The organism is Priestia megaterium, assembly GCF_041941685.1.
Lineage (GTDB): Bacteria > Bacillota > Bacilli > Bacillales > Bacillaceae_H > Priestia > Priestia megaterium_C.
This window is the reverse complement of the sequence record NZ_CP130958.1, coordinates 935,324-947,825: the sequence shown is the minus strand read 5'-3', so window position 1 is coordinate 947,825 and position 12,502 is coordinate 935,324. Positions and strand designations below refer to the sequence as shown.

The 12,502-nt window shown below is 37.2% G+C and carries 8 protein-coding genes and 1 pseudogene; 1 reads left to right on the top strand and 8 read right to left on the bottom strand.

Going from position 1 to position 12,502, the window contains the following annotated elements; all coding sequences use genetic code 11:
• Positions 1 to 220: 220 nt before the first annotated feature.
• From Q5794_RS04995 to Q5794_RS04965, 7 genes and pseudogenes are all read right to left on the bottom strand, one after another.
• Positions 221 to 3,094 carry an ATP-binding protein gene (locus Q5794_RS04995; RefSeq protein WP_374988762.1) on the bottom strand — a complete coding sequence of 958 codons (2,874 nt, stop codon included), beginning with the start codon at positions 3,092 to 3,094 and terminating at the stop codon, positions 221 to 223.
• On the bottom strand, positions 3,084 to 3,452 hold the full coding sequence (locus tag Q5794_RS04990) for a response regulator transcription factor (RefSeq protein WP_214984992.1): 369 nt from the start codon (positions 3,450 to 3,452) through the stop codon (positions 3,084 to 3,086). The genes Q5794_RS04995 and Q5794_RS04990 overlap by 11 nt, the downstream gene beginning before the upstream one ends.
• A gap of 2 nt (positions 3,453 to 3,454) precedes the next feature.
• Positions 3,455 to 6,671 (bottom strand): annotated as a pseudogene (locus Q5794_RS04985) (hypothetical protein).
• Positions 6,668 to 8,077, bottom strand: coding sequence for a glycosyltransferase (locus tag Q5794_RS04980; RefSeq protein WP_374988761.1), 1,410 nt, complete (start codon positions 8,075 to 8,077; stop codon positions 6,668 to 6,670). The pseudogene Q5794_RS04985 and the gene Q5794_RS04980 overlap by 4 nt, the downstream one beginning before the upstream one ends.
• Entirely contained in the window at positions 8,067 to 9,116 is a 1,050-nt protein-coding gene (locus Q5794_RS04975; RefSeq protein ID WP_214984986.1) for a HEAT repeat domain-containing protein, read from the bottom strand. Before Q5794_RS04975 ends, Q5794_RS04980 begins: the two co-directional genes overlap by 11 nt.
• The gene (locus Q5794_RS04970; RefSeq protein ID WP_251033932.1) at positions 9,117 to 10,505 is read right to left on the bottom strand and encodes a response regulator; all 1,389 of its coding nucleotides are present in this window, start codon (positions 10,503 to 10,505) and stop codon (positions 9,117 to 9,119) included.
• Entirely contained in the window at positions 10,502 to 10,723 is a 222-nt protein-coding gene (locus tag Q5794_RS04965; protein ID WP_251033931.1) for an Hpt domain-containing protein, read from the bottom strand. Before Q5794_RS04965 ends, Q5794_RS04970 begins: the two co-directional genes overlap by 4 nt.
• Positions 10,724 to 11,292: 569 nt before the next feature.
• On the opposite strand from Q5794_RS04965, the gene Q5794_RS04960 reads away from it, so the two are divergent.
• Positions 11,293 to 11,724 (top strand): hypothetical protein, encoded by a 432-nt coding sequence (locus tag Q5794_RS04960; RefSeq protein WP_374988760.1) that lies wholly within the window; start codon positions 11,293 to 11,295, stop codon positions 11,722 to 11,724.
• A gap of 31 nt (positions 11,725 to 11,755) precedes the next feature.
• On the opposite strand, the gene Q5794_RS04955 is transcribed toward Q5794_RS04960, so the two are convergent.
• Positions 11,756 to 12,490 carry a sugar phosphate isomerase/epimerase family protein gene (locus Q5794_RS04955; protein ID WP_374988759.1) on the bottom strand — a complete coding sequence of 245 codons (735 nt, stop codon included), beginning with the start codon at positions 12,488 to 12,490 and terminating at the stop codon, positions 11,756 to 11,758.
• Positions 12,491 to 12,502: the final 12 nt, after the last annotated feature.

Sequence of the window (12,502 nt, the reverse complement as noted above, 5' to 3'; positions counted from 1 at the left end):
TCTGCATCAGGTTTTGTTATCTTATCTTACTATATTTATACAAAAAAAGCCTCCTTACGCATGTAAGGAGGTGGAAAAAGGTAATTCTAAGGTCATCATGTTATGCCTACTTTCTATAAAACCACATTTTGATAGCGTTTTCAACTTTTTTTATATTACTTTGCTAATTTTCTTTTCGTTTAATGAGGCTCCGTAAATATAACGAAGCCTCACCAAATTTCTACTCTTCCTTATCTGATGGAATCATAATTTCTCCTTCATGCTCTTGTTTTTTCAAGAGCAGCTGGAGAATCGTTTTGGATAATTTACTAGGCTGATAAGGTTTAATCAGAAACTCACACACTCCAAGCTCTAACCCTTTGCTTCTTTCGTCTAAAGCAGATGAGATTAAGATAGGAATTTTTTCTGTCTCTGTATTTTCTTTGAGATGTCTTAAAACATCCCAGCCGTCTAACTTATTTTCTCCTAACATAATATCTAGAACAACCACTTCAGGCTTTTGCTGATGAATAGAGTTTAATGCGTCTTCTCCGTTGTTAAAATACCGAACGTGAAAACCGCTTTCTTTTAATTCTACCTGTAAAAGCGTCGCTAAACTTTTATCATCTTCTACAATCACTACGCTTTTACGGTTATCATTTGTATTTATCATCTCTTCATCGTACTGAACTTCATATAGAAGAGGCAGAACAACCGTGAATGTTGTTCCTTTTTTCCATTCCGATTGTACAGTAATGTCTCCGCCATGAGCTTTTACAATTTCTTTTACAATTGCTAATCCTAGACCCGTTCCGCCAATTTTGCGCATATCGGAGTTATCTACTCTGTAGAATTTGGTAAACAATTGACCTAGCGCTTCACTTGGTATACCAATTCCTTCATCTTGAATATCAATATAAACAGCGTGTTCCCTTTGATACACTTTAACTGTAACGTTCCCTCCATCGGGCGAATATTTCACTGCATTGCTAATTACATTATTAAACAATTGCAGCAGCTTATCTTTATCTCCCATTACTGTAAAATGCTCTTGATCAGAAATCATATCAAATTCATGCTTATTTGTTTGTATTTTCTGGACCTCAATCACCTGCTTAATAAGCGGCAGAATGTCTTGATACTTTTTATCGTAGGTTTGTTTCCCCGCTTCCATTCTTTGGACGTCCAGAAAATCGTTGATTAAAGACGTTAACCGCTGTGCTTCCTGATAAATAGTAGTTAAATACTTCTTCTGTCTTTCTTCTTTTAATGTTTTGTTTAGCATAAGCTCAGTGAACCCTAATACGCTTGCTAAAGGTGTGCGCAGCTCGTGACTCACAGTGCTTACAAATTCCGACTTCATCTGATCAACTTCAAATTCTTTCGTAATATCACGATGAACGAACAATACGCCAAACATCTGACGGTTTCGATACACGTATTCGCTATAAACTTTTATAACTTTTCGCTTACCATCCGTGTGCAGGTAATAAACAAAAGACTTTTCTACTTGCTCTCCCTTACAAATGGCTTCAACGTATTGTCTCAGCTGCTGTATATTTTCGACTTTTTGAGAGAGAGCATCTATCCATTGATCGCGAGAGAGCTGAAGAAGCCCGCTTTGATGCTCATATTGAAACAATTCGCTAATCTTCGTATTCACTTGTAGAATCGTACCGCTTGTATCTACAAGCTGCATTCCTTCTTGAATCGAATTTAAAATATCTTGAGATAGCAATCGGTCATGCTCAGACTCTTCATAAATATAAATTTTTTCAAGAGCAATCGTGATTTGTTTGGCCAGTATTTCAAATGTCTGTAATTCATGGTCTGTGTATTCATCCGCGTAGCGGCTGTAAAACATATAGGCTAGCATATCTCCCTGTGAAGACAGCACCGGTACGATAACATCATACAAATAAAACGTTTGCTGATGATATAGGCGCTCATGTTCTATACACTCTCTTTTTACTACCATACATTTTTTCGTCTTTTGCACATGATCAACGTAATTATTATGAAGATTTGCCACCATCTGTTGAACACTTGATGAAGATAGACCAAATGAAGCATGTGTCTTTTCATCGGCTAGCATAATAAACCCGTGATCAGCTTTCATCACCCGGCTCATGTTTGTGACAGCACTCGTGAGAACTTCTTGCTTGTGAAGAGAATTTGTTAGTCCATGCACAAATAAATTGCGCAATTCTAACTCCCCTTCTCGTTCCTTTGTCAATTCTAATGCGTGCTGAAGTTCATCTTGCTGACTGTGCAATTCATCTTGCTGTGCAATCAGCTCCTCATTTTGAGCCGTTAACTCCTGTTCATTATTTTGCAAAGTCGATACCATTCTGTAAAAGGCTTGAGATAGCATGCCAATTTCATCTCTTCTATGTTCATCAAATGTCATAGGCATTTCTTTTCCCGCAGCAATTTCGCTTGCCGTATATGCGAGCTGACTCAGTGGCTTTACAAACTTATTTAGCAGTACCCGTGTAAGCAATAATAAAATGACTACTGTAAACGCTAAAAATAAAATAAAGAACGTTTGACTTTTCTGCATGTCACTCGACGTATCATCGTACTGTGTATTTAAGTCTTTAGTTAATTCATTTTGGTAGTCATCAAGTTCTTTTTGCATTTGTTCTATTGATTTAGAAGCAGCCTTCCGCTCAGGACTAGAGCGGACTCCTTCAATACCTTTTTTGTCGTAAATATCTTTAAAATAAGGAAGCGTTTGATTAAAATACGTGTTTAGCATCACCGTCGCTTCATTTACAAACGTACGCTCACGTCTATCTGCGGCTAGACCTGAAAGTCGGTCAAGATTTTCTTCGATAATTTTTTGCTGACTTGCAGCCTCGTTATACATATCCTCTGAATCAAACGCAATAAACCCACGAGCCTGCAAAAAAGCCTTGTTCATTGATTTATCAATTGTAGATAGCAGCTGTGCCTTTTCTCGTACTTGTGCCCTGTACTGGGCATAATCAGCTGTAATTTCTTTTTGCCGTACAACAAGTACAGTTGAACCCGCCGCAAAAGCAAGTAAAAGGATACTTGCTAAGAGGATGAACTGGGTTGAGATACTTTTTCGTTTTAGTTTATTGTTCATCTAAAATTCCCTCGACACGTTCGGCTAGTAATAGGGGACTAAATGGCTTAGACATAAAATACGCAGCCCCTGCTTCTAACACTCGGCTTTGATCAGCAGCTTGACTCTTAGCTGAAAGCATCAATACTTTTGTATGGCGCTTATCTTTCATTTCTTTCAGCTGCTGAATGACTTCAAGCCCAGTGAACACGGGCATCATATAATCCAAAATAATTAAGTCAAAATCACGTTCTTTAATAAATTCCAAAGCTTCTTCGCCATTTTCTGCTTCCGTCACTTCATGTCCTTCATCTTCAAGCGTATCTACCACTAACATACGAAGCACTTCTTCATCTTCCGCTAATAAAATTTTCGCCATTGTTATTCCTCCGCTTGTAGTCGTCCATACGTTTTTTGCAATATGAAGTAGGACGGCTTTATTCGTTCGTGAAAAGTTGGATACTCCCAATTTTTCCAATTGTATAAGTAAAAATCTTTTAATAAAAGTTCTCCTTTTTTCTGAGTCGGAAACGTATCTTCCACGTCATTGCTCTTCTTATTAACAGCTACGACTCCTACTTGAATTCCTTTTATTTTCTTGCTGTATTCTAATCCTTTTTTGGACCAAATATCTCCCATTATTTCTTTTTGACTCGGGTCTTTTACGTTTAAAAGCGCCCAAGGAATGCGAAGTTCAGCAATTCCATTTAATTCATTCACTTTAAAATCAGCAAGCGAATCAAATGAAGAAGAGTTAGGATCGCTGTTTCCTTCTTGGAGCTTCCCAGTTTCATAGGCGTCAAAAGGAATGGTTCTCTTGTTTTTCCCCTCTCCAATCGCTAACTCTTTGTTAAGGGCGAGCCTGATTGGATTAAACATGCCGTTGTCTTTTGTATCGGTTCCTTTTACCGCGGGGATCATTTGAAGCTGATGAGCATATGAAAAATAATACGTATCGTAATAGCTGTCTGTCCATAAATGACTGTCTTCTTTCCCGTTTAATTCTGCTACAAAATCAATTCCTTTTGTTTTTAAGGAAGGAATTTGAGGAATCTTTGACTGTCCCTGATTGTTAATCGTGTTAAACAAGAGATAAAGCTTTTGATCTTCCAGTTCTTTTGCACTCACGTGTAGATATAGATAACCTTCATCACTTGTAATGTTCAATGCTTTTAACTTCTTAGACGGCTTATATACCGACTTGCTGTTCAGCTTTTTCCAATCATCTGATTTACCGTCTACTTTGACTTTTAGCTTCGTTCCTGGATCAAAACTCAGCAGTCCAAAATGGCCTGCGGTTCGGATTGTCGTACTCCATCGTATTCCACGTTCGCTTGAACCATTCATCTTGCCATGTAAAGACCATACCGCCAGCCATTTTTTCATCAACAATGTCTTCGTATAAGCGTGAAAGAATCTTTCCTTGTTCTTGTTCCGTATGAAAGCCTTGATCCCACCCGTATACGTTTCTATGGGTCAATCCTCGTGAAGCAGGGATACCGAATTCTGCAATAAGAACGGGCATATGATGAACTTCTTTCATATTTTGCAAATAGCCTGCATAGTTATTTTTCTCTCCTCGATGATCTTGATAAGCGAGATAACGAGGTTCATAGCTTAAGAAATCAGGATAGTACGGATAAATATGATAAGAGGCAAATAATCCCGGCTCAAATTTTTTAGTTGTGTGAATTAAATTAGGATTAACAGACACTTTATCTTCGTCTTCAGAAGGCTCATATGGATGATTCAGCAAATCCGTCGTGACCCAGTTCGTAAAGCTCATAGGCCGCTGCCAATCATATTTATCCTGCTCATAGGAAATTGTTTTTTCCATAAGCTGAGCAAGCCATATTTCAAAGGGGTTGCCTTTTTCGGTATAGATATACTGCCCTTTAAAATCTTTCATTCCTTTATGTTTTTCATTTGTCGAAAGAGCTACCGTGGGATCCCATTCAACTCCTATAATCCAGCCCAAAACGTAAGGAGAAACGTCTGCTGTATACGTTCCGCTAGCATGTCCCGTCCGTTTTGGCAGTGTTGCATTTCCGTGAATAACGTTTACAATCCTTTTCATTTCAGCTTCAAATTCTTTTGTATTTTCCTTTGCAAAAGCATCTTGTGAATCATAGAAAACTTCTTCATTCACCCATACCCCATGAAAAAGATAAATGGGTTCTTCGGCTTTTTGATTATACTCAGCAAGCGCTTCATAAAAGGCGGGAGGATGAATGGTGTATACGCGGATTGAGTTTGCATTCATCTTTCCAATTTCTTTAAACCAGCGCAAATATTCTTCTTTCGAAATAGCAGTCTCACTAAGGAAATGTCCTGGCTTACTAATGCCCATATTTACTCCTTTAATCAGCAAATCTTGCCACTTGCCATTTTGATAAACTTGCAAATAATCTTTTCCTACTTTCCCTGCTACTTTACGGTCAGCATCTTCATAGATTTCCATATTTTCATTAAAAGTAACAGAAGCAGGCTGAGATTCATTTTGCTGTTGATCTATGATCTTATTCATAAGAGGCAGGTAAACAGTCCAGTAAAAAGAAGCCTCATCTTCTTTTCCGATTTTCTCTGTCCATTTCTTCCACACCGGGTAAAAAGAGGTTTGATAAATGGAAGGTACTTCTCCTTGATCTGCAAAATCTCCTGCAAAGTAATAGGTATCATATCGCTCTTTATTATGATGAACGACTGCTGGTATGGACAAAGGAATACCATTTTCCTTTAGCTTGTTTTTTCCTTCAGAATCCAAGTGAAAGACAAACTGAGCCTGCACATCACTTTTTTGCTGGGGTGTAATTACGTCAAACCAATATTGATAAGCAGATTCATCCTGTAAATTCAATGTTTTCTTTCCTTGTTTTGTATATTGAAACCATACTGGATTTTCTTTTAATTCTTTTTCCGTTATAATAACGAGCTTATTGGATTCATTAAAGAATAATAAGCCTTTTCCTGTAAGGCTCCACTCCTTGTTGTACTGCTTTTTGTAAGCACTTTTCACCCAAGCAGGAACTTCTTCACTGCCGAATTCCTCAAAATAGCGACCAATCCAGCCGGACCACGTAACATTGTACAATTCATACAGTTCTTTGCGAATGTCTAAAGAAGTAGGGCTTCCAAATGTATTAAACTCTCCAATCAGCGTTTTTGTACGTCCATTCAGCGCTTTCTTAACGTAGCTCACGTCTTCAGAAGTCATGCCTCCATACACCAATTGAGAGCGATCTCCTCTTTTAGCTTTTACGCCTAAATCTTCTTTGTATACGCCATACGTGTCCGTGATATAAATCATATCTGCAGAGTTTGTTGTTGGCAGAGATTTAATGCTGTATGTTTTATCTCCTTTTGGGTAAAACCCTGCATAATCTTTTGAGATTTTATAAGGCTTCCCCTCTTTACGTACTTTCGCTTGATTCAGCATCCACATTAAACCTTGATGCTCTCGAAACGTTTGATCCGGCACTGTTTTATCAATGACAAGCATATTCGAATCAGTTGGTTTCTTTAGCTGCCAAATAAGAAATGGAGAAGCCGTTACTGCCATAACCAAAATAATGCCGCCAATTAACAACCATTTTTTCATTGTGAAACTCCTTTTCGCTGCATGTCTCCCCAGCCTTTTTTATTGCGAATAACATCCAACAATCCATGACAGCGCCATATAACAGTTAGAGGGCGATACCAAAAGGATTCAGTCAGGGAAAAGACAAATAGCTTAGCAATATCGGATACTCTTGGATATTTGCGAAGGCTCCACTCTTCTAGCAAAACGGCCGCCATCGAATAAAGAGAACCATATACAACCATCAAGAGAAAAAGCAAATAAGCAAATTCTACATAAATCCCGCCTACAACTAGAGAAATAACAATAAACAAATAGCCTAACATTTCCATGACCGGCCCGATTAGTTCAATAAACACAAAATAAGGCATAGAAATCATTCCGATACTTCCGTATTTCGGATTAAACAGCATCTCTTTATGCTTCCAAAGACTATCAAATAAACCGCGGTGCCAGCGGTTCCGCTGTCTTCGCAAATATTTGATTTCATCGGGTGCCTCTGTCCAGCATACGGGATCTGGAATATAAACAATTTGATTGTTGGTTTTTTTCTGTTTAATCAGTCGGTGCAGGCGAACAACAAGCTCCATGTCTTCGCCGACTGTATGAGAATAACCCCCAGCTTCAATCACCCAGCGTTTAGAAAATACGCCAAATGCTCCTGACACAATAAGTAATAAATTATGGCGACTGAGACCAATGCGCCCCATAAGAAAGGCACGTAAATATTCAATAATCTGCATCACAACAAGCGGCTGCGTATCAAGACCAATTGATACAACGGCGCCGTTTTCGATTTTACATCCGTTTGCAATTCGAATACTTCCCCCTGAAGCAATTACTTCTCCGTCTGAATCAATAATTGGCTTCATAACTTTTAAAAAAGCGTCTCTTTCTAACACTGAATCGCCATCGATCGAACAAAAATAAGGATAGTTGGATAAATTAATTCCTGCATTTAATGCATCTGACTTTCCCCCATTTTGTTTATCGACTACATATAAATAATCGTATAATTTAGAACGATATACAGCTTTTACTTCTTTCGTCTCTACTTGCTTTCTCACAACTCGATTCATTTTCACAAGAGAAAACTCCTCGATTAGCTTTTCTAACGTATCATCCGAAGATCCGTCGTTTACTACAATGACTTCATATTCCGGATATTCAATTCCAAGCAGCGAACGCACGCTTCCAATAATCCCGACAGATTCGTTATAAGCTGGAACTAATATAGATAACGGTGTTGTATAGCTAACCGTAAGCAAATCTTCATAAGGTTCTTCATCATTTAATTGATATTGCTTTCGCAGTTGAAAAGCAGAGATGATAAACATCATAAAATAAAAACAAAGCACAAAAATCATATAAGCAAATACAGCCCATCCGCAAATGGACAATAAAAGATGCCAAATACTATTCCACAACCGTAACTCCTCCTTTTTCAAGCCATTCTGCTGCCATATCTTTTGAAAACTTGTCATCAGTCGTTTTGTATACATGAACTAAGTATTCTTTACCTGTTGGGATTTTCATCATTGACTGAGCAGCATTCGAACGCACAAGAAAATGAGATTCTTTTAGCGACTGCTCAAGAAGTGACAATCCCTTCTCATCTCTCGTTTTGCCTACTAGTTTCGTAGCCATCATTCTTTCTTGCCAAATAGCTGACTGAAGGTGTTTCGTGAGCTCTTCTATTTTTAACGGATAAGATAACGCATTAAGTGATTTCAACGAACGAATTCGCAGTTCTTCTGATGAACTTTTCATGTGCATTTTTAAGAAATCTATATACTCTAACTTATGATTGATACCGATCATATCGATAAGAGGCAGCTGAATTTCTTCTTGTAGGTCTTCAAATTTATTAATAAATTGCTGAAACTGCTCACTGTTCATGGTTCCAAACAAAGAGCGGTACATAAATTCAGACAACGGTTTAGAAGAGTTCGTCATGTATACAACAAACTCAGGACGGTTCAGCTTAACTAAAATCTTTAAAATTTGATTTTTTTCAGCCGCTGTACTGTTTTTTTTCTTATACATTTCTACTAATTGGTCCGTTAGCGTAGTTAGACCAAAGTCTTCAATAGCATAAAGGGCATTCATTCTGACACTCCACCTAGAATGATGCAGCTCTTTTTTATATTTGGGTGTAAAAATCTTCTCCGCATAGAGCGTGATGTTATTTAGAATTTCATCGCCTTGCACAGCTGCAGCAAAACCGCTCAATAGTTCTTCTACACCCGCCAGCTCTATTTTATTTTTAGGCTCTACCCGATGTTCTTCATCTTTTCTGTATAAATAAATAAAAAGAGATTCTTTCATACTATCTTTATAGAATTCTACTTTTGCTCGAAAAGCGTTTAAACGCGCTTTTTGAATAAGTAAATAAATCAGAAAACAGACTAAAAGCAATAGCAATGCGCCAAATAAGACATATACTACTTGAATTGACATCGCCATTTATTTCACCTTCTTCATTAAATGACGTACGCGCGCTTCAAGCTCCATTAACTTAAATGGCTTTGTCATGTAATCGTCTGCCCCAAGTTCTAATGCTCTTTGAATATCTTGTTCGCTGTTTCTTGATGTAAGCATAATAACCGTATACTGATCGAGACGTTTATGCTGTCTTAATTTTTGTAGCACTTCTAAGCCATCCATTTTAGGCATCATTCCGTCTAAAATAACAAAGTACTGATCACTAGAATGAATCCATTGGGACTCAAAAAATTCGATGCCATCTTTAAACACTTCTATTTTCACTTCATAGCGATCTCCTACATCAATCTTACTTAAAAGCTCTTTCAGCATCGTTCGAATGATAGAATCATCATCAATAATAGCCATACGAAGCGTTCGCTTTTTAACCAGCTTGCTTTGAGAAGAAGCTACAATTTTTTGACGTCCTGATTCCTTCGCTATATATAATGCTTCATCAGCTTGATGAAGAGCTTTGTCGAGCGGCCATTCAGTGTTATGAACTTCTACAACTCCGCCGGAAAAGCTGCAATAAAACGAATTGCTTTGATGCGTGAACACTTTTTTCACAAACAAATCCAACAGTCTATTTAATACTGTTTCTGCCTCTTTTATATTGGTTTTTGGAAGTAAAAGAATAAATTCTTCGCCTCCATATCTAAAGATGTAATCTGTTGGACGAATTTCATACTTCATATACTCTACAAATGCTTGCAGCACGCGGTCTCCCATAAGGTGCCCATACTGATCATTTATTCTTTTAAAGAAATCTAAATCTAAAATCGCTAAACAAAAAGGCTCTTTTAAGCGGTCGTAGCTGGATAGCTGCTGACTGTAGATTTCTTTTAAATACGTTCGGTTATAGGCTCCTGTTAATTCATCAAACATTAAATAGGAGTTAAACATCTGCTTTCGTTCAATATGGTGACCAATTCGAAGTAGACTTTCTTCCATATCAAAAGGTTTAACAAAAAAATCATCGGCCCCTAATTTAAAAGCCTTCAAACGCGTCTCTCTTTGATTATCATCGCTCATCATGACAATCGGGACGAACATTTGCTTTGTTTTATCACGCAAAAATGACAGAATGTCAAAGCCTGTACCGTCTTTCATATGTACATCAACAACAAAGCAATCCGGCTTTAATTCGTAAAAAGCCGTAATGGCTTTTTCTTTAGATGCAGTTGCTAATACGTACCAGCCTTGTTTTTCAAATTGTTCTTTTAAATACATCAGCATTGAAAGATCGTCGTCTACAAGTAAAATATTAGCTGTTTGTTCACTGATTTCTATCGGTTTATTTATATCTTCTGCAGATTGAATTTCATCTTGATAAGAAATTTTAATAATATCTAATAAAAAAGTATTCAACTCCGCATAATTCCAGTTTTTTTTCTGTTTTTTTCAACAGCTTCCATTAATTCGCGCGAACGATCTCCTAAATAATGCAGCCCAATGGTCGCAGACGTTCCAGAAATTGAATGCAAAAAGCGATAGACCTCTTCATGAGGTATTTCTTCATTTTGATCGGTCCACTCTTGCAGCTGCTTGCGGACATTAGCTAACAATGCAATTTGATATTTATTCATTTTATACACCCTTTGTTCGATATAGTTAACACTTACCCTATATTACTCCATCCATTTTTCTGTAATATTTTGTAAGTAAATGAAATATTTTCTCACTTTTTTTAAGTATGTTTTTTCCAAATGAAAAGTAATTACTCTTTAACCATACTTTTCCTCCAATGATTTCACTTTAAAACGATTCTTTTTTCACCCATTATTTTTTCTCCTCAATAAGTAAAATGACCTGTTATTTTCTTTATAAATAGACCCACAAACTCATTGACAAAATTAATGAGTCTTTGTTACCCTTATACACGTTGTGAAAAATTTAAAAGTGAATGTTAAGGAAAGCAGCCGTTTTGATGAATAATCAATCAAATCAGGTTCTTTCCTTTTTATATTTTTACTAAGGTAGATACTTTGCTAAATAAAGTTTCGCTTTATACACCGTGTCCTCTTTGTCATAGGCGCACTTAGACCGAAAACAGACGGAAAGGAGTATAAAATGTTTACTCAGCTTACAGAAAAAAAAACAGAATGCAGAAGAGCTAAAAGAAACACTTGATGATCTTGAGTTTCAGCTATTTCGCATGCAGGATAATTTAAAAGAAATTGCTAAAAAGTATGAAGTTATTGGTGTCGACCAGCCTGAAGATAATCAGTTAGTTATTGTATCGGCACAAAATGACGGAAGCGCATGTAAAATTATGCTAAACGAATGCACAAAAGCTTATAGAGGGGCTTGGGATTTTGCTATCGACGGCGTATATGAAGATAATCACACGATTTTTATCGGTGACATTAAAGGGCCTGCTAACAAAGGATATGGCTCTGTATGTATGAATTATTTAAAAGAAGTAGCGGTTGATCAAAATGTTCATGTCATTAAAGGGGATATCGCTGAGCGCGACTGGGATCATCTCGAAAGATTGATTCATTTTTATGAAAAACATAACTTTGAGGTAAATATTGATTATACGAATAAGTGCGGAGAAATTGAATGGACTCCAGCTTATCAATAAAAAACGAACAGACAGCATCTGTTCGTTTTTTTTATTTGATATATGCTAAGCTTTTTTTTATGCTGCTAAGAGGATTTTCTTTGCATTGGTCTTGTTCAACAATCCACCATTTTACTCCTGCTCTATGTCCTTCTTGCATTACAGCCTTTACATCTACTCCTCCGGTACCAAGAGGAGCAAAAAATTGCTCGCCGTCTGTTGTCATATCTTTCAAATGGATAAAAGGCGTACGATTTCGATAGTGCTTCATCCACTCAACTGGATCTTCGCCTGCTTTAGTGAGCCAATAAATGTCCAGCTCTACGTTCATCCCGGTTTCTTCTAGGATGGTTTGGAGAGCTGACTTTCCAGTTGACAATTTTTTCAGTTCAAAATCATGATGATGATAGCTAAACGACATGCCTTCTTTTTTACAATAAGTATCCATGTAATTTAAAGAATCAATAAGTTCGAAATATCCTTTTTCAGTTTGTCGTTCAGGCATTAAATAAGGACAAACAATATGTGAATTTCCAACTTGCTGTTCAAAGTGAATCACTTGCTCTAAATTAGATTCTAATTGTTCAAGCGGTACATGGCTAGAAGCTGGCTTCAGCTGCAAATCCGTTAACCATGCTCTTACTTCTTGCGCTGTATATCCTTCATACCCTGCAAACTCTACCCCTTGATATCCTAATGCAGCTACTTTTTGAAGAGTTCCTTTGAAGTCTTTTTTCATTTCTTCGCGCAGCGTATAAAGCTGAACTCCTACAGGTATTTCTCCCATCTTCTCTCCTCC